The 17,990-nt window shown below is 65.0% G+C and carries 14 protein-coding genes; 6 read left to right on the forward strand and 8 right to left on the reverse strand.

Features of this window, described 5'->3' with window-relative positions:
- Positions 1-10 precede the first annotated feature (10 nt).
- From cobD to cobU, 3 genes are read right to left on the reverse strand one after another with little or no spacing between them, the layout of a single operon-like run.
- Positions 11-1,018: a threonine-phosphate decarboxylase CobD gene (gene cobD, locus BG83_RS0101345; protein ID WP_024975030.1), complete on the reverse strand. Its 1,008-nt coding sequence runs from the start codon at positions 1,016-1,018 to the stop codon at positions 11-13.
- Positions 1,015-1,995, reverse strand: coding sequence for an adenosylcobinamide-phosphate synthase CbiB (gene cbiB, locus BG83_RS0101350; RefSeq protein ID WP_024975031.1), 981 nt, complete (start codon positions 1,993-1,995; stop codon positions 1,015-1,017). Before cbiB ends, cobD begins: the two co-directional genes overlap by 4 nt.
- On the reverse strand, positions 1,992-2,567 hold the full coding sequence (gene cobU, locus BG83_RS0101355) for a bifunctional adenosylcobinamide kinase/adenosylcobinamide-phosphate guanylyltransferase (RefSeq protein ID WP_024975032.1): 576 nt from the start codon (positions 2,565-2,567) through the stop codon (positions 1,992-1,994). The genes cbiB and cobU overlap by 4 nt, the downstream gene beginning before the upstream one ends.
- 61 nt (positions 2,568-2,628) lie before the next feature.
- Between cobU and BG83_RS0101360 the strand changes: the two genes are divergently transcribed.
- Positions 2,629-4,125 (forward strand): cobyric acid synthase, encoded by a 1,497-nt coding sequence (locus tag BG83_RS0101360; protein ID WP_024975033.1) that lies wholly within the window; start codon positions 2,629-2,631, stop codon positions 4,123-4,125.
- An 86-nt stretch (positions 4,126-4,211) separates the two neighbouring features.
- Positions 4,212-4,877 carry a ParA family protein gene (locus BG83_RS0101365; RefSeq protein WP_024975034.1) on the forward strand — a complete coding sequence of 222 codons (666 nt, stop codon included), beginning with the start codon at positions 4,212-4,214 and terminating at the stop codon, positions 4,875-4,877.
- A 48-nt stretch (positions 4,878-4,925) separates the two neighbouring features.
- Here the strand turns inward: BG83_RS0101365 and panC are convergent, their stop codons facing one another.
- From panC to BG83_RS0101380, 3 genes are read right to left on the reverse strand one after another with little or no spacing between them, the layout of a single operon-like run.
- Positions 4,926-5,777 carry a pantoate--beta-alanine ligase gene (gene panC, locus BG83_RS0101370; RefSeq protein ID WP_024975035.1) on the reverse strand — a complete coding sequence of 284 codons (852 nt, stop codon included), beginning with the start codon at positions 5,775-5,777 and terminating at the stop codon, positions 4,926-4,928.
- A gap of 38 nt (positions 5,778-5,815) precedes the next feature.
- Positions 5,816-6,697, reverse strand: a complete 882-nt coding sequence (locus tag BG83_RS0101375) for a segregation and condensation protein A (RefSeq protein WP_024975036.1) — start codon at positions 6,695-6,697, stop codon at positions 5,816-5,818.
- A gap of 39 nt (positions 6,698-6,736) precedes the next feature.
- On the reverse strand, positions 6,737-6,925 hold the full coding sequence (locus BG83_RS0101380; protein ID WP_024975037.1) for a DUF3460 family protein: 189 nt from the start codon (positions 6,923-6,925) through the stop codon (positions 6,737-6,739).
- A gap of 237 nt (positions 6,926-7,162) precedes the next feature.
- On the opposite strand from BG83_RS0101380, the gene BG83_RS0101385 reads away from it, so the two are divergent.
- From BG83_RS0101385 to BG83_RS0101395, 3 genes are all read left to right on the forward strand, one after another.
- Positions 7,163-8,950: an autotransporter assembly complex protein TamA gene (locus BG83_RS0101385; protein ID WP_024975038.1), complete on the forward strand. Its 1,788-nt coding sequence runs from the start codon at positions 7,163-7,165 to the stop codon at positions 8,948-8,950.
- A gap of 2 nt (positions 8,951-8,952) precedes the next feature.
- A complete protein-coding gene (locus BG83_RS0101390; protein ID WP_037031484.1) occupies positions 8,953-12,867 on the forward strand; it encodes a translocation/assembly module TamB domain-containing protein in 3,915 nt (1,304 codons plus the stop codon).
- 95 nt (positions 12,868-12,962) lie between these two features.
- The gene (locus BG83_RS0101395; RefSeq protein ID WP_024975040.1) at positions 12,963-13,505 is read left to right on the forward strand and encodes a hypothetical protein; all 543 of its coding nucleotides are present in this window, start codon (positions 12,963-12,965) and stop codon (positions 13,503-13,505) included.
- Between the two features lie 175 nt (positions 13,506-13,680).
- Here the strand turns inward: BG83_RS0101395 and metG are convergent, their stop codons facing one another.
- Positions 13,681-15,750, reverse strand: coding sequence for a methionine--tRNA ligase (metG, locus tag BG83_RS0101400; RefSeq protein ID WP_024975041.1), 2,070 nt, complete (start codon positions 15,748-15,750; stop codon positions 13,681-13,683).
- Between the two features lie 307 nt (positions 15,751-16,057).
- Positions 16,058-16,687, reverse strand: a complete 630-nt coding sequence (locus tag BG83_RS0101405; RefSeq protein WP_024975042.1) for an OmpA family protein — start codon at positions 16,685-16,687, stop codon at positions 16,058-16,060.
- Positions 16,688-16,893: 206 nt separating this feature from the next.
- On the opposite strand from BG83_RS0101405, the gene apbC reads away from it, so the two are divergent.
- On the forward strand, positions 16,894-17,982 hold the full coding sequence (gene apbC, locus BG83_RS0101410; RefSeq protein ID WP_024975043.1) for an iron-sulfur cluster carrier protein ApbC: 1,089 nt from the start codon (positions 16,894-16,896) through the stop codon (positions 17,980-17,982).
- The last annotated feature ends 8 nt before the right edge of the window (positions 17,983-17,990 follow it).

The following is a 17,990-nucleotide window of genomic DNA, read 5'->3' on the forward strand; positions in this document are numbered from 1 at the left end:
GGGGGGCAGGTCAAGCGGAGCGCGACAGCGATGCTAGCGCATCGGCAAAGCGTTGCCATCCGGTTTCATCCGGGGGCAGGCCGAAGCGCAAGCCGCTGACGGGCGCATCGAACAGGCGGGTCCAGATGCCGAGGCGCGCTAGGCCTGCATGCAGCGCTCGCGCATGTGGGGCGTGTGCCCAGGCAAACAGCGGTGTGGCGGCATTCGGCAGGCCGTGGCGATCCAGCAACGCCGAGAGCCGCGCCCCCGCATCCCGCAGTTGCGCGCGCGTTGAAACTTGCCAGGCGGTATCGGCCAGCGCTGCACGCACCACGGCACGGGCCGGGCCGTTGACCGTCCAGTGCCCCAGCGCCTCGCGCAGCGGGCACAGCAGCTCAGGCGCCGCCAGCGCGAAGCCGATGCGGGCGCCCGCCAGCCCGTAGAACTTTCCGATCGAGCGCAGCACCACGAGCCCCGGCATTCCAGCCAGGGGCGCCAATGTGGGGCCATCGTCGAACGCTTCGATAAAGGCCTCATCCACGATCAACGTACCGCCGCGCGCATGCAAGCGCGTATGCCAATCGCGCAGGGTTTCTGCCGGCAGCACGCGCGCCGTCGGGTTGTTCGGGTTGACGACAACCAGGTGCTGCACGTCGTTTGGCAGGTCGCCGAGGAAGGCGGCTTCGGGTAGGGGCACGACGTCGTGGCCGGCGCGCGCAAAGGCGGGCGCGTATTCGCTGTAGCCGATCTGCGCGATGCCGGCACGCCCACGTGGCAGCAGGGTCGGCAGCGTGCGGATTGCTGCCTGGGAGCCCGCAACCGCCAGCACGGCGTGCGCGTTGATCACGCCGTAGTGCGCGGCGGCCTGCGCTTCGAGGCCATCGTCTTCGGGCAGGCGCAACCAAGCATCGGGTGGGATCGGCGGGATGGGGTAGCCGTGCGGGTTGATGCCTGTGGACAGGTCAAGCCAGCCGCCGGCAGGCTCTCCGTACAGCGTGCGTGCGGCCGCGAGATTGCCGCCGTGGACGATTGCGGTCACGACAGGCCCCACGCCAACGCTGCACTCAAGCCGAGTACGCCGAGCCACAACCACAACGTGCGCGACACGAGCGTCAATGCCCGCGCGATATCGGTTGCGGTCGCCGGCTGGCCGGTGCCGAGCGAAGGGCGCGCTTCTTCCACGCCTTCGTAGCGTGCGGCGCCACCGAGCTGAACGCGCAGGCTGCCCGCGCCTGCGGCCATCACGGGGCCTGCGTTCGGGCTCGACCATTGCGGGGCTTGCGTGCGCCAGCAGCGCAGCGCGTCGGTGGTGTGGCCAAGCATTGCGTAACTCATCGCCGTGAGTCGCGCGGGAATCCAGTTGAGCACGTCGTCGATGCGTGCGGCCGCCCAGCCAAAGCCGGTAAAGCGCGCATTGCGGTAGCCCCACATTGCATCAAGCGTATTGGCCAACCGATACAGCACCACGCCCGGCGCGCCCGCCACCACAAGCCAGAACAGCGGCGCGAAGACGGCATCGCTGCCGTTTTCCAACGCAGATTCCACCGCGGCGCGGGCGATGGGCTCATCCGCGGCTTGTGTGAGGTCACGCGAGACGATGCGCGAGGCGAGGGCTCGTGCGCGGGGCAGATCCGCATCGCGCAGCGCAAGCGCTATCGGCGCGATGTGGTCATGCAGACTGCGCGCGCCGATGGCGAAATAGAGCACGATGGCATCAAGCGCCGCCACCCGCCATGGCGACACATCACGCACCATGACGACGAGCCATCCCGCCAGCAGCACGAACGGCAGCACGGCGAGCGCCCATGCAAGGAGACCGACGATGCGCGACCACGCCAACGCAGCCGGTGCGCGGTTCATGCAACGCTCAATCGCAGTGGCGACGTGTCCAAAGCCGACCAGCGGATGCCAACGCGGCACCTCGCCGAACAGCCGGTCGAGCAGCACGCCCGCGAGCGCGGCCAGCGTCACGAGCGGCCACCCGAGATCGAATACACCGCCCGACAACACGCTCACGTTGCTGCGCCGAGTGCCGGCCCTTTCACCACCATCGGGATGCCGGCCACCAGCAGATGCACGTTGTCGGCCAGCGCGGCCAGACGTTGGTTCAGCCGGCCCAGCTCATCCACGTAGAAACGTGTGACGGCGCCCATCGGCACCACACCCAGGCCGATCTCGTTGCTCACGAGGATGACCTCGCCAGGCAGCAGCGGCAGCGCGGTGAGTAGCGCATCGATCTCGGCTGTCCAGGCTTCGGGTGGCGTGACGAGGCCCGTCTCGGGGTATTCGTGGTGCTCTGAGAAGAGCAGATTGTTGAGCCACAGCGTCATGCAATCGACCAGCACGCAGCCACCGTGCTGCGCGTGCGTGTAGAGCGCTTCGGCCAGGCGCACGGGCTCTTCGACCAGCCCCCAATCGGCCGGGCGTCGCGCGCGGTGGAGGGCCACGCGCAATTGCATCTCTTCGTCGCCCTCGCCGGCGGTGGCGACGTACGTGACCGGCCCCGCGCATTGCAGCGCGAGCTGTTCGGCGTGGTGGCTCTTGCCCGAGCGGGCACCACCGAGGACGAGGGTGAGGCGGCGTGACATTCCAGCATTTTAGCGGGGGCGCGGCGGTCAGGCGCAACAAGGTGGGTGCGATAATCCGCGCATGTCGAAAGCTCCCTTTCCTGTGCCGGCGGACACGCTTCGGGGCACGCTGATGATCCAGGGCACCACGTCCGACGCTGGCAAGAGCACGCTGGTCGCCGGCCTGTGCCGCGTTGCGCGTCGCGCCGGTGTGCGCGTGGTGCCGTTCAAGCCGCAGAACATGGCGCTCAATAGCGCCGTCACCGCAGACGGTGGCGAGATCGGCCGCGCCCAGGCGTTGCAGGCGCAGGCGGCGGGCGTCGCCCCCACGGTCGACATGAACCCCGTGCTGCTCAAGCCCAACAGCGACACCGGCGCGCAGATCATCATCCACGGTCAGCCGCGCTGTGACCTCGATGCACGCGCGTATCACGACTACAAACCCACCGCCATGGCTGCCGTGCTTGAATCGCACACGCGTCTGCGCGCGCACTACGACCTCGTGCTCGTGGAGGGCGCCGGCAGCCCGGCGGAGGTCAACCTGCGCGATCGCGATATCGCCAACATGGGTTTTGCCGAAGCCGTCGATTGCCCCGTTGTGCTCGTCGCCGACATCGATCGCGGTGGCGTGTTCGCGCACCTGGTCGGCACGCTCGCCTGCCTGTCCGACAGCGAACGCGCGCGCGTGGGCGGGTTCATCATCAACCGGTTTCGCGGCGATGTTTCTCTGCTAAGGCCCGGGCTCGACTGGCTGACCGCGCAGACGGGCAAGCCGGTGCTTGGTGTGCTGCCGTATCTGCATGGTCTGCACCTCGACGCAGAAGACGCGGTGCAGACCGTGCAGCGCGCAGCCTCGGCCGATGCACTGCGCGTCGTCATTCCGGTGTTGCCGCGTGTGTCCAACCACACCGATTTCGACGCGCTGCGCGCGCACCCGCAGGTGGATGTCCGTCTGGTCGGCCCCGGCCAGCCAATTCCGCCGGCCGACCTCATCATCCTGCCCGGCAGCAAGAGCGTGCAGGCCGATCTTGCCTGGCTGCGTGCCAATGGCTGGGAAGCGGCCATCGCGCGGCATCTGCGCTATGGCGGCAAGCTGATCGGCATCTGCGGCGGCATGCAGATGCTCGGGCGGCGCTTGCGTGATCCGCACGGGCTGGAAGGCGCAGCAGGCAGCGTCGAGGGTTTCGGCTATCTCGATTTCGAGACGACGCTGGAGGCTGCCAAGCAGTTGCGTCAGGTGCGCGGCATCCTGACGGAAAGCGGTGCGGCCATCGCCGGCTACGAAATCCACATGGGCGTGACCGAAGGCGCGGCGCTCGCGCGCCCCGCCGTGCAACTCGACGATGGTCGCGCAGATGGCGCGATCTCCGCCGACGGGCAAATCCTCGCGACTTACCTGCACGGCTTGTTTGACGCGCCCGAGGCGTGCCGAGCGTTGCTTGCCTGGGCCGGCGTGCGCGATGCACAGGCGCAGGATTACGCCGCATTGCGTGAGGCATCGCTCGAACGTCTTGCCGACACGTGCGAAGCGCATCTGGACCTCGCTGCGCTCTTCCGAACGCTGCCACGTGCAGGCTGAGCCATAATTACCGGATGGGCAGATCCGCTGGGTGACTAACTCGGCACATGATTCGACGAGCGCACGATGTGTACAAGGAGGCAGGCATGCCGGTGGCCGTTGTAGCGAATCCGAAGGGCGGAGTGGGCAAAAGTACGCTGGCCACCAATCTGGCGGGCTACTTTGCGGCGCGGGATCACGCCGTGATGTTGGGCGACACCGATCGCCAGCAGTCCTCACGCGAGTGGCTTGCCTTGCGCCCGGAAACCGCCAAGCCCATTCACACGTGGGAAATCAACGCTGACCACATCGCCAAGCCGCCCAAGGGTACGACCCACGTGGTGCTCGATACGCCGGCGGGCCTCCATGGCTGGCGGTTGGGGGATCTCGTCAAGATGTCTGGCTACGTGATCGTGCCGCTGCAGCCTTCCATGTTCGACATCCTTGCCACGCAGACCTTCCTGCGCAAACTGGCCGATGAAAAGCCGGTGCGCCATGGCGAGGTCAAGCTGGGCGTGGTCGGCATGCGCGTCGATATGCGCACGCGTGCTGCTGAACAGCTCCAGCGTTTCGTGCAGGGGCTGGAGGTGCCAATCCTGGGCTACCTGCGCGATACCCAGAATTACGTGCAATTGGCGGCGCACGGCTTGACGCTGTGGGACGTGGCGCCCTCGCGGGTGGCCAAGGACGTGGAGCAGTGGAGCGGCATTCTCGACTGGCTGGGGGAGCCGCCTACGCAGGCGAGCGTTGCCGACACGTCGGCGGCGGCATGAAAAAAGCCCGGCAATGCCGGGCTTTTTTGTGCGATGAGGCTGCGTCGCTCAGATTTCGAGGTTGTCGATCAGGCGCGTCTTGCCGAGCTTGGCAGCGGTCAGCACGACCAGCGGCTCGCCTGCCGCGATGTTCTCGGGCGTCGGTTTCTGCAGGTCCGAACGGCGGCGCACGGCCACGTAGTCTGGTTGCCAGCCGCGGCCACGCAGATATTCCATCGCCTTGGTGGTCACCTCTTCGTGCGAGGCCTGGCCTTGCAGCACGGTTTCCAGCACGTCCTGACGCACTTGGTGCAGCGTGCGGTACAACTCGGGCGCTTCGGCGCGCTCTTCGTTGGTCAGGTAGACGTTGCGTGACGACAGCGCCAGACCGTCATCCGCGCGCACCGTTTCGGCGGGGATGATGTCCACCGGCAGCGCAAACTGATTTGCCATGCGGCGTACGATCATCAACTGCTGGTAGTCCTTCTTGCCAAACACGGCCACGCGCGGTTGCACGCAGCAGAATAGCTTCATCACCACCGTGCAGACACCCTTGAAGAAGCCGGGGCGGAATTCGCCTTCCAGCGTGTCGCCCAGGTCGTGCGGCGGGTCGACACGGTATTCCTGCGGCTCGGGATACATGTCGCGCTCGGTGGGCGCAAACAGCACGTACACGCCTTCCTTCTGCAGTTTCTCGATGTCGTCCTGCAGCGTGCGCGGGTATTTGTCGAAATCTTCGTTCGGACCGAATTGCAGCCGGTTCACAAAAATGGACGCCACCACCGGGTCGCCGTGCTGGCGCGCCAGGCGCATCAGGCTCAGGTGGCCCTCATGCAGGTTGCCCATGGTCGGCACGAAGGCGACGCGGTTCTGGCCGCGCAACTGGTCGCGCAGTTCCTGGATCGACGAGATGACTTTCATAGTTGTTGTGTGATGCGGCCCGGGTCAGGTCGGACGAATTACGTCGGAGAATAGGCGAGGCGCACGTAAATGGGTGCGTATGGTTCGGCCTGCGTGATTTCGAGCAGCGATTCGCGCGAAAGCTCGAGCATGGCGACAAAGTTGACGACCACGATGGGTGCGCCCTTGCCGGACTGGATCGCTTCTTCAAACAGCTCGGTGAACTCCATGAACCGCGCGTGCTGCAGGCGGCGCAGGATCTGGCTCATGTGCTCGCGCACGGACAGCTCTTCGCGCGAGATCTTGTGGTGCTGGGTGAGCTTGGCCCGGCGCAGCACGTCGGCCCAGGCGACACGCAGGTCGTCGGAATTGACGTCGGGATAGCGCGGCGCGAGGCTCTGCTCGATATAGACCTGCGCGCGCAGGAAATCGCGGCCAAGTTGCGGCACGGTGTCGAGCTTCTGCGCGGCGAGCTTCATCTGCTCGTACTCGAGCAGGCGGCGCACCAGTTCGGCGCGCGGGTCTTCGGGCTCAGCGCCTTCGTCGCTCTTCTTGACCGGCAGCAGCATGCGCGACTTGATCTCGATGAGCATGGCCGCCATCAGCAGATATTCAGCAGCCAGCTCAAGATTGGTCGTGCGGATCTGCTCGATATACGCCAGATACTGCCGCGTGACTTGCGCCAGCGGAATGTCCAGCACATTGAAGTTCTGGCGGCGGATCAGGTACAGCAGCAAGTCCAGCGGCCCTTCAAACGCTTCGAGAAAGACCTCGAGCGCATCGGGCGGGATGTAGAGATCCTGCGGGAGCTTGAACAGGGGCTCGCCGTAGAGCCGCGCAAAGGCGAGGCCGTCGACTTGCGCGGGCGTGGAATCCTGATCGGGCGCCACGCTGGGCAGCTCGACGGGCAGTGGCAGCTTGTCCTGCGCGGAAGTGGTCATGCGGCGGTGAGCCAGGCGGGCCGAGGGCCGGTTGGCCGATCAGTCCAGCGAGTAGACGTACGGCTTTTGCGGCACGCGGGCGGACTTGGCACGGGCGCGCTCTTCCAGGTCGATCGGGTCCTTGTCCCACAGCAGGGACCGGCCTTGGCGCTGCTGCGCTTCCAGGTCGGGCTTCTGGGTCTTGAGTTCTTCCAGGAACTGGGTGATCTCGGACTTGTACAGGGCCATGGCGGTATGTGATGTTGGGTGATCTTGCCCGCACGGAAAGGTCCCGGGCGGAAAAACGCCGCATTTTACCGTATTGGCCGTCGTAACGGCCTTGGGCACGGCACGTGCGAAACTCTTCCGGCCGATCCGGAAGGCCGCATTCGTTGCATTTGCCTGGGCACCCGCCGGGCGCGGTATGGTCAAATACGCCTTTCCTTCGATTCAGCCTGCCCGTGGGGCGGCACTACGCTTGCCACGATGACCGGCTCCAATCGACCATCGCGACCGTCACGACCACCACGCTTCCGTTTCCTGGGTTTGCCCGCCGCCGCGCTGGCGGCCGGCTTTGTGCTGTCCCTCGCCTGCGCCCCGGCGCACGCTGAATACGACGTCAAGATCGATGCGCCGAAGTCCATTCGCGACTTGCTTGAGCGCCATTTGGACCTGTCGCGTTACAAAGACCGCAAGGACATCACCGACGACCAGCTCCAGTACATGGTCGAGACCATTGGCGACCAGGTCACCAAGCTGACGGCGACCGAAGGCTATTTCGTGCCGAAGGCAACCGCGAAGCTGGACGGCCCGCCAGACCACCGCGTAGTCAGCGTGAAGGTCGAGCCCGGCCCGCGTACCACCATCGACACCGTGGGGCTCGACTTTACCGGGGCCATCACGCAAGACGCCAAGCGCATCGACGAATTGAGAAAGTCGTGGAGCCTGCAGCACGGCATGGCCTTCCGCCAGTCGGGCTGGGACAAGGCCAAGGACGACAGTCTGGCGGCGCTACAGAGCAAACGTTATTACGCGGCCAAGCAGACGTCGTCGCAGGCGCGTGTCGATCCGGACGAAAGCAAGGCAGACCTGTCGGTGGGCTATGACAGCGGTCCGGCTTACACGCTGGGGCCGCTGGAGGTGCAGGGCTTGTCGCGTTATCCGCTCAGCATCATCAACCACGTCAACCCGCTGCGCGTGGGTGAGGATTACTCCGCCGATCGGCTGCAATCGCTGCAGGCTGCCATCCAGGGGCAGCCGTATTTCTCCAATGCCATCGTTGACTTGGGCGACGATCCGAAGAACCCGGTCAACGCGCCGGTGCGCGTGCGCGTGCGGGAGTACCCGCCCAACCGCATCACCAGCGGTGTGGGTTACGGCACGGATACGGGCGCCTCGGTGGAAGGGCGCTACCAATATCTGAACCTGTTCAGCAAGGCATGGGTGCTCGACACGCAAGCCCGCATCGAACAGCGCCGCCAGTATCTGTTTGCCGGCGTGACGGTGCCGCCCGACGACAAGCAATACGTCAATAGCTTCTACACCAGCATGGACCGCACCGATACTTCGGGCACCGATACCCGCAGCTACCGTTCCGGCTTCAAGCAGACGCGTGTACGCGGCATCTATGAGACGTCGTTCACCGTTGATTTCTACTACGACGATCTGCGGCCTGATGGCGCCGAGCGGCAGTTGAGCAAGGCGCTCGTCCCGGGTTTCGCGTGGACGCGCCGCGACGTGGACGACCCGCTGTTCCCGCGCCGGGGCAACATCATCACCACGCAGATCGGCGCGGCAGTGAAAGGCGTGCTGACGGACCAATCGTTCGTGCGGTCGTACAGCCGCATCCGCCAGTTCGTGCCGGTGGGGCAGCGCGACATCTTCGTTGCGCGCGGTGAGTTGGGTGCGGTCATCACGTCCGGTTCGGGCGATGGCGTGCCGGCCACGCTGCGCTTCCGCACGGGCGGCACGCAGTCGGTGCGCGGTTACGACTTCCAAAGCATCGGTAACGACGTCAACGGCAGCACGCTGCCGGCCAAGTTCCTCGTTACCGGCGGGCTGGAGTATCAACGCTGGTTTCTGCCGCAATGGGGCGCCGCCGTGTTCTGGGATACCGGTACGGCAACCGACAACTGGTCGGAGCGTCGCTGGTTCAACGGTGTGGGTGTCGGCGTGCGCTGGAAGAGCCCGGTGGGGCCGATCCAGCTCGACATGGCCTACGGCATCCAGCAGAAGCAGTTCCGGCCGAGCGTGTCGCTGGGCATCGCGTTCTGAATATGACGATGACCGATCCGCAAACGCCTGAACCCAAGCAACCCGAAGCATCACGCCCCGAGCGTCCAAAGCGCGGCTGGGGCCGCCGCATGCTGCGCTGGCTCGGCGCCTTCATCTCCCTCCTGCTGGTGATCGTGCTGGTGCTCGCCGGCTGGCTGGTTTGGGCCATCCATTCGCAATCGGGCACGGCGCAGTTGTGGTCGCTCGCTACGCGCTTTGGCAGCGCGTATGTGTCGGGCAAGCTGGAGGGCGGCACGGTGCGCGAGGGCGTGTCACTGCGCGATCTGCACGTCCGCGCGGGCAGCACGGAAGTGCGCATCGACCATGTGGAAGGCCGCTGGGCCATCACACGTGGCCCGTGGCATGCGCACTTCGCGTATCTGCGTGCCGGTAATGTCGAGGTGATCCTGCATCCGACGCCGCCCACACCGCCGAGTGGTCCGCCCAATTCGCTGGTGCTGCCGCTGGCGCTGGATGTGGATCGCCTCGCAGTCGATCGCCTCGCCATCCGGCAGGGCACGTCGACCACCGAACTGAAGTCGATTGCCGGCAGCCTGCATACCGACGGCACGCATCATAACGTGCTCCTCGACGGTATGGAGACGCCCGCCGGCAAGCTCGCGGCCACGCTGCGCATGACCGGTACGCGCCCGTATCCACTCACCGGGGCTGCCACGCTGGCCACGCAGTTCGAGGTGAACGGGCAGAAGCAGGACGCGTCGGTGTCGGCGCAACTGTCGGGCTCGCTGGAGGCGCTGCATATCGAGGCGACCGGCACCGGCGCCAAGCTGACCGCGCAGGCGCTGATTGACGCCACGCCGTTCGGCGCGTTGCCTCTGTCGCGCGCAGTCGTGTCGGCGGAGCACGTGAATCCGCGTGCGTTTGCTCCGGGCGCGCCGGAAGCATCACTGTCGATTCACGCCGATCTGCGCCCCGACGAGAAGGCCAAGACGCTGACGGTGGCCGGCCCCATCCAGATCGACAACGCGCAGCCCGGCACGCTCGACAAACAGAAGCTGCCGCTGCAATCGCTGCGTGCACAGGTGCGTCTGAACGAAAACGATCAGCAACTCACCGGGCTGGATGTGCGTCTGCTGGGCGGCGCGGTGCTCACGGGCGGCGCAGATGTGCGGAAGGGGCATGGCGCACTGCGCGTGGATGTGCGCCAGCTCGATCTGCAGGCGCTGCACGCATCGCTGGAGAGGACGAAACTCGCTGGCCCCATCACCGTGGATTTTTCGGGAGGCACGCAGCGTGTGGCGCTTGATCTGGCGGGCGGCGACATGCGCGCGCAAGCGAAAGCCGTGCTGGATGCGGCGCAGGTCGCGGTGGAGAGCGCCCAGGTGTCGCTGGGGCGCTCGCGGCTGACGCTGGCGGGCACGCTCAAGCACGACGATGCGCAGTCGTTCGCCTTCAAGGGCAATCTGGCGGAGTTCGATCCGTCGCGGCTGGCCAAGGTGGCCAAGGGCCGCATCAATGCCGAGTTCGATGCGCGCGGCACGCTGGGCGAGCCAATTGACGCCGCCGTCAAGTTTGCCGTGCGCGATAGCGATTACGCCGGCTTGCCGATGACCGGCGACGGCAACGTCCACGTGCGCGGCGAACGCCTGCTGCCCAGCGAGGCCAGGCTCGACGTGGCCGGCAACAAGGCCAGCCTGCGGGGCAGTTTTGGCGGGGCGGGTGACCGCATGCATGTCGAAGTCGATGCGCCGCAGCTCGCACGCCTGCAGCTTGGGGTGAGTGGGGCGCTCACCTTGTCCGGCGATGTCTCTGGCACGATCAAGCGCCCGCAGGTGGACGCCACGTTCCGCGCCAATCAGCTTGCCTATCAAGGAAACAAGATCGACACCGCCAACGGTCGTGCGCAGATCCGCGACGGGATCGACGGGCCATTGCTGTTCGAGCTGACCGCGCAGCGCGTGACGGGCCCGAGCCTGTCATTGCGGGAAGTGCATGCCACGCTGGACGGCACGCGACGCGCCCACCGCTTCCGCGCCGATGCCGACGGCAACGTGCGCAACCAGCCGTTCAAGTTCGCACTGGCAGGCGACGGTGCGCTGACACCCGGCAAGGACGGCGATGGTTGGGACGGCACGATCTCCACGCTGTCGGCGCAGGGCGCGCCCAACCTGCAGCTCACGGCGCCGGTGAAGCTGTCGGTGGCACCGGGCCGCCTGATGATGGGTCGTGCAGACCTGACACTGGACCAGACCCCCATCCACATCGAGCGTGTCGAATCGACCCAGGGTCACGTGCGCAGCGCCGGCCGCGTCGATGGTTTACAGATTGCGCGGGTGCTGGAGCTTGTGCGCACCTGGACGGGCCAGGCACCGCCGGTGCGCACGGATCTCGTCGTCGATGGCCAATGGGATCTGGACCTCGGCAGCACGGCCACCGGCACGGCGCGCATCGCCCGGCGCAGCGGCGATCTGTCGATCAACGCCGGCCGTGGTTTCACGCCACTGGGCCTGACCGAAGCGACCGTGGAAGCGCGCGGCGAAGGCATGCGCCTCGGGCTGCGCGGGAATGTGCAGTCAACGCGCGTCGGCAATGTTTACCTCGATGCGGGTGTCGGGCTTGTGCGTGATCCCGGACCGGGCACCTTGGCGCTCATGGCGCCCACGTCCCCACTTTCCGGCGGTTTGACGATCAGCCTGCCGCATCTCAAGAGCATCGGTGACTTGCTTGGGCCGGATGTCGCAACGGACGGGCAGCTTGCAGCCAGCCTGACATTTGCCGGTACGGTGGGCGCGCCCAAGGTGAGCGGCTTCCTGACGGGCCAGGACGTTGACGTGGCGCTGTACGACCAGGGCATCCGCCTGACCAAGGGCGTGGTGCGCGTGGCGCTCGATCAGAACGTGGTCGACCTGCAGGAGGTGGTGTTCCATGGCGGAGACGGCACCGTGCGGGCGCAGGGCCGCGTGCAGCTTGGCGAGGCGAATCCGAACCTGGCAGGGTCCATCGTTGCCGACAAGCTGCAACTCTTTGCCGATCCGGACCGGACGCTGGTGCTGTCGGGCCAGGCGCGCATCGCCAACGACAACGACCGCGTGGCCATCACCGGCAAGTTCAAGGTCGACCGCGGCCTGTTCGATTTGCCCAAGGACGGCGCGCCGTCGCTCGGCGACGACGTGGTCATCGTCCGTCGTGCCGATGCCGCACGCAACCAGGCCGAACGCGGCGTCAAGCGGGAAGAGAAGCCGGCTGGCCGCTTCAGCCCGGTGGTGGATGTCGATGTCGATTTTGGCGACAACTTCCGCTTCAAGGGTGCGGGTGCAGACCTGTCACTTGGCGGCCAGATGCACGTGCACAGCGAACCGCTCGTGCCCCTGCGCGGCACCGGCACGATCTACGTGCGCGAGGGCAGCACGTACGAAGCGTTCGGCCGTAAGCTGGCCATCGAGCGGGGCGTGCTGAACTTCGTGGGGCCGGTCAACAACCCATCGTTCAACATCACCGCAATGCGACGTAACCAGGAAGTCGAAGCCGGTGTGCAGGTGACCGGCACGGTGCGCCAGCCGCGCGTCAAGCTCGTCTCCGAGCCCAACGTGCCAGACGAAGACAAGCTCTCCTGGCTGATGTTCGGCTACAGCGCATCAAACGCTGGCCTGGGCCAGCAGCAGGCGATGTCCGGCGCGGCACTCGGCCTGCTGGGCAACGTGGCCGGCAAGAACGTGGCGCGGCGCTTCGGGCTCGACGAGTTTTCGATCGGGCCATCCACCGCTGGCCTGACCGATCCTCAGGTGGTGAGCCTGGGCAAGGCAATCTCTGAGCGCATCACCGTTGGCTACGAGCAGAGTCTGTCGACCGCCGATTCCATCGTCAAACTGACGTGGCAGTTTTCGCGGCGGTGGTCGGTGGTGGCGCGCGGCGGCACGATCAACGGCGCGTCGGTCCTGTTCAACAAGCGTTGGTAATCAGTTGGCCCGGCTGCCAGAATGGCAGCAGGTACATGCTTCGCACGAGGAGTTCCATGCCGCATCTTCGTCAACTCGCACAAGTGGGAGTCACCATGGGCGTTCTGGCTTCATTGCTGGGGCTGTTCGGCTGTGATCAGCAGAAGGTCGATCAGGCTGTGGATCGCGTGGGCGATGCCGCCAAGCGAGCATGGCAATCGGCCAAGCCGGATAACCTGCTGTTCAAGGGCATCGTGGCGGGGCAATCGACCGAAGACGACGTCAGGGCCACCGCCGGCCAGCCCGAGATGATCTGGGAGAGCGAAGGCGGCACGCGGCAGCTTGAGTATCCGCGCGGGCCAGAAGGGACTTCAACCTGGATGGTGACGATCGGGCCTGACGGACACGTGCAGAAGATCGAGCAGGTGCTGACTGCCGAAAATTTTGGGCGCGTGCGGGTGGGACAGACCAAAGACGACATCCGCCGGATGCTGGGCAAGCCGGGGAAGGTTGAGGTGTTTAAGCTGAAACAGGAAGAGGTTTGGGGGTATCGGTGGATGGAAAGTGCTACCGAGCGGGCTTTCTTCAATGTGCACTTCGGGCCGGATGGGCGGGTTACGACGACTTCGCGGAGTGACGATCGGTTGAATGGGGCGTAGCTGATTGGTGTTTGGGCCTTCGGCCGTCGCACTGAGGATGTTCTTGTGGTGCATCCCTGGTTTCATCCCTTGCCGGGGCTGACTCACTTTCTTTGGCAAGACAAATAAAAGTGAGTCAGCCCCGGCAGGGAACGAAAGGGAAGTGGACCACCAAGGCCCATCCCCAAGCATCCAATTACCGTACCCGCATCCCCGGCACAGCCCCAGAATGCGGCTCAAGAATATAAAGCCCCGGCTGAGCCTTCTCATCAGCCGCCGAAGCCGCCAACACCATCCCTTCCGACATTCCGAACTTCATCTTGCGCGGTGCGAGGTTGGCAACCATCACGGTCAGCTTGCCCACGAGATCTTCCGGCGCATACGCCGACTGAATGCCAGAAAACACATTCCGCGTCTGCCCTTCACCGACATCCAGCGTGAGCTGCAGCAGTTTGTTCGATCCTTCCACGCGCTGGCAGGCGACGATCTTGGCCACACGCAAGTCGATCTTGGCGAAGTCGTCGATGGTGATGGTCTCGGCCATCGGCTCGATGGCGGCGGCACCGTTGGCGGCTGCCGCCGGTGCTTCTGCGGTGGCCTGCAGCGACTGACGATTCGCTTCCACTAGCGCATCCACCTGCTTCTTGTCCACGCGCGTCATCAGATGCGAGTACGGCTGGACCGGCTTGGCCGACGACAGTTGCGAATCGATCGAGCGCCACGTCAGCGGCTCAACGTTGAGGAACGCTTCGATGCGCTCAACCGTTGTCGGCAGAATCGGCTTGAGGTACACGGCCAGCAGGCGGAACGCTTCCAGCGCGACCGAGCACGCGGCATGCAGCTTTTCGCGGTTGGCTTCGTCCTTGGCGAGGTCCCACGGCTTTTCGGTGTCGACGAACGCATTGACGGCGTCGGCCAGCTCCATCACGGCACGCAGCGCCTTGCTGTACTCGCGCTTTTCATACAGATCGGCGATTTGCGGGGCGGCTTCGCGCAGTTGCACCATCAGCGGGTGGCCCAGCGCGGCGTCGCTCACGCGGCCTTCGAAGCGCTTGACCAGGAACCCCGCAGAGCGGCTGGCGATGTTGACGAACTTGCCCACCAGATCGCTGTTCACACGGGCGATGAAATCGTCCAGGTTCAGGTCCAGGTCTTCCATCGTCGCGTTCAGCTTGGCGGCGAAGTAGTAGCGCAGCCATTCCGGATTCAGGCCGGTGTCGATGTAGCTCTGAGCGGTGATGAACGTGCCGCGGGACTTGCTCATCTTGGCGCCGTCCACGGTCAGGAAGCCGTGGGCGAACACATTGGTCGGCGTGCGGTGGCCCGAGAACTTGAGCATCGCCGGCCAGAACAGCGTGTGGAAATACAGGATGTCCTTGCCGATGAAGTGGTACTGCTCGGTCGTCGAGTGCTCTGCGATCCAGGATTCGAAATCGATGCCGCGCTTGGCGCACAGGTTCTTGAAGCTGGCGTAGTAGCCGACTGGCGCATCCAGCCACACATAGAAGTACTTGCCCGGCGCGCCCGGAATCTCGAAGCCGAAGTACGGCGCATCACGCGAGATGTCCCAGTCCGACAGCTTGGCCTCGCCTTCGTCGCCGAGCCATTCGCGCATCTTGTTGGTGGCTTCGGGCTGGGCCAGGTCGGCCACCCATTCGCGCAGGAAGTTTTCGCAGCGCGGGTCAGACAGCTTGAAAAAGTAGTGCTCCGACGACTTGCGCACCGGCGTCGCGCCCGACACCACGGAATACGGATTCTTCAGATCGGTCGGCTGGTACGTCGCACCGCACACTTCACAGGAGTCGCCGTACTGATCTTTCGCGCCGCACTTGGGGCATTCGCCCTTGATGAAGCGGTCCGGAAGGAACATCTCCTTGACCGGGTCATAGAACTGCTCGACCTCGCGCACGTCGATCAGGCCGGCTTCCTTGAGCTTGAGGTAGACGCTCTGGCACAGCTCCTTGTTTTCGTCGGAGTCGGTGCTGTAGTAGTTGTCGAACGAGACGAGGAAGTTGTCGAAGTCGCGTTTATGTTCCGTCCAGACGCGTTCGATGAGCTGGCGCGGGGTCAGGCCTTCCTTCTCGGCGCGCAACATGACGGGCGTGCCGTGTGTGTCGTCGGCACCCACGTAGTAGGTCTCATGCCCGCGCATGCGTTGGAAACGCACCCAGATATCGGTCTGGATGTACTCGACCAGGTGGCCGATGTGAATCGGTCCGTTTGCGTAGGGCAGGGCGGAAGTGACGAGGATGCGACGTTCGGACATGAGCGAGCCAGAAAAGTGCGGGCAGGCCGCGAACAGGGCGCGGCGCGCGGAGAAACGCATATTTTAGCGCGCCCGACGGCGTCGAGCCCGTCAGAGAGGAATCTGCGGAATCGCGGGTGTGATCATGGGGTTGGCCTATGCGTCACGATGCCGCGCACGGTGTGACCCAAAAAAAAAAAGCGCCGGTCAGAGCCGGCGCAGCTTTCCACAACGGAAAAGGAGGAGAAATCAGGTACCGCCCGGGAGGTCAGCCACGCATCGCGAGCCAGCAACGTGTGGCAAGCGGCACCTGTTTTCTATGACAGGGTTAGCCCTGAATTGGTTTCAAATAAATTTCCACGCGGCGATTTTGCGCGCGGCCGGCCTCGGTGGCGTTGTCGGCAACGGGCTGGTTCTGGCCGCGGCCTTCAGCCGAGAGACGGTTGCGGGCCACGCCGCGGTCAGTCAGGTAGCTCGCCACGCTCTGCGCACGCTTTTGCGACAGCGTCATGTTGTAGTTCGGGTTGCCGGTGCTGTCCGTGTGGCCGACCACATTGGCGGCCAGTTCCGGATGTTGTGTGAGCGTTTGTGCCACGCTATCCAACGGGCCGCGGAACGACGGCTTGATCACCGCGCTGTCGGTGTCGAATGAAACCTGGCTCGGAATGTTCAGCTTGAGCGAGCCGTCGGGCTGCTCTGAAATTTGCGTGCCGGTGCCGGCCGTATCGCCAGCCAGCTTGGACTTGATGGCGCCCCAGTTGTAGCCGACGGCTGCACCGGTTGCCGCGCCCAGCGCACCGCCAATGGCGGCGCCCTTGCCGTTGCCGACCAGCGCGCCGATGCCAGCGCCCACGGCCGCGCCAACGCCGGTGCCCATGGCGGTCTGGTTCTGCTGTTCGGTCGCGCAGCCGGCGGCCAGCAGGGCGACGAGCGAGACGGAAATAAGCTTGGCTTTCATGGTTTCTCCTACGGGTAACGGGATCGGTTCTTGTGAGTTTGCCGATATCCGGCGCATCAGAGGGATATTGAGGGAGGAATCGGACGAACGACGCGCCGGCAAAATACAATAGCAAAACAGTAGATAGAGTGGCCAGGGCGCCGCAAAGTTCATGCCGCGTCACCGTTGGCCCGTCCCCCATTCGCATTAGATTTGTGGAGCAAATGTTGAGCGTAACCATCGAACAGATCACCGAAGCCCTGCGCGGCGTGGTGGATCCCAATACCGAGCGCGACCTCGTGTCGTCCAAATCGGCGCGCAACATCCGGGTCGATGGCGGCGAGGTGTCGCTCGACGTGGAACTCGGCTACCCCGCCAAAAGCCAGTTCGAGCCGATCCGCAAGCTGGTGATCGGGGCGCTGCGCCAGGTGCAAGGTGTCGAAAATGTGAGCGTGCAGGTGTCGATGAAGATCGTCGCGCACGCGGTGCAGCGTGGTGTGCACCTCATGCCGAATGTGAAAAACATCATCGCCGTGGCGTCGGGCAAGGGCGGGGTGGGCAAGTCGACCACCGCTGTGAATCTGGCGCTGGCGCTGGCCGCGGAAGGTGCCAACGTCGGTATTCTCGACGCCGATATTTACGGCCCGAGCCAGCCGATGATGCTGGGCATCCAGGGCCAGCCGGAGTCGGCGGACGGCAAGACGATGGAGCCGATGGAGGGCCACGGCCTGCAGGCCAACTCCATCGGTTTCCTGATCGAGCAGGACAACCCGATGGTCTGGCGCGGCCCGATGGTGACCTCGGCGCTGGAACAATTGCTCAAGCAGACCAACTGGCGCGACCTGGATTACCTCATCGTCGACATGCCGCCGGGTACGGGCGATATCCAGCTCACGCTGTCGCAGAAGGTGCCGGTGACGGGCGCGGTGATCGTCACCACGCCGCAGGACATCGCGCTGCTCGACGCCAAGAAGGGCCTGAAGATGTTCGAGAAGGTGGGGATTCCCATCATCGGCGTGGTCGAGAACATGGCGGTCTACTGCTGCCCGAACTGCGGCCATACCGAGCACATTTTCGGCGCCGGCGGCGGCGAGAAGATGTGCGAACAGTACAACGTGCCGTTCCTTGGCAGCCTGCCGCTGAATCTGTCCATTCGCGAGCAGGCCGATTCGGGCCGTCCGACCGTGGTGGCCGATCCTGACGGCGCCATTGCCGGCGTCTACAAGCAGATCGCGCGCCGCGTCGCCATTGCCGTGGCCGAGAAGGCGAAAGACATGACAAGCAAGTTCCCCTCGATCGTCGTGCAGAACACCTGAGCGCAAAT

The organism is Ralstonia pickettii, assembly GCF_000607165.1.
Classification (GTDB): Bacteria; Pseudomonadota; Gammaproteobacteria; order Burkholderiales; family Burkholderiaceae; genus Ralstonia; species Ralstonia holmesii.

Bases quoted from the DNA above. Each gene is read 5' to 3' on its own strand.
- BG83_RS0101390 (WP_037031484.1), top strand. From the start codon at position 8,953: ATGACGATGACCGATCCGCAAACGCCTGAACCCAAGCAACCCGAAGCA.
- BG83_RS0101395 (WP_024975040.1), top strand. From the start codon at position 12,963: ATGGGCGTTCTGGCTTCATTGCTGGGGCTGTTCGGCTGTGATCAGCAG.
- metG (WP_024975041.1), bottom strand. From the start codon at position 15,750: ATGTCCGAACGTCGCATCCTCGTCACTTCCGCCCTGCCCTACGCAAAC.
- BG83_RS0101375 (WP_024975036.1), bottom strand. From the start codon at position 6,697: ATGACCACTTCCGCGCAGGACAAGCTGCCACTGCCCGTCGAGCTGCCC.
- BG83_RS0101360 (WP_024975033.1), top strand. From the start codon at position 2,629: ATGTCGAAAGCTCCCTTTCCTGTGCCGGCGGACACGCTTCGGGGCACG.
- BG83_RS0101385 (WP_024975038.1), top strand. From the start codon at position 7,163: ATGACCGGCTCCAATCGACCATCGCGACCGTCACGACCACCACGCTTC.
- panC (WP_024975035.1), bottom strand. From the start codon at position 5,777: ATGAAAGTCATCTCGTCGATCCAGGAACTGCGCGACCAGTTGCGCGGC.
- cobU (WP_024975032.1), bottom strand. From the start codon at position 2,567: ATGTCACGCCGCCTCACCCTCGTCCTCGGTGGTGCCCGCTCGGGCAAG.
- BG83_RS0101365 (WP_024975034.1), top strand. From the start codon at position 4,212: ATGCCGGTGGCCGTTGTAGCGAATCCGAAGGGCGGAGTGGGCAAAAGT.
- BG83_RS0101405 (WP_024975042.1), bottom strand. From the start codon at position 16,687: ATGAAAGCCAAGCTTATTTCCGTCTCGCTCGTCGCCCTGCTGGCCGCC.
- BG83_RS0101380 (WP_024975037.1), bottom strand. From the start codon at position 6,925: ATGGCCCTGTACAAGTCCGAGATCACCCAGTTCCTGGAAGAACTCAAG.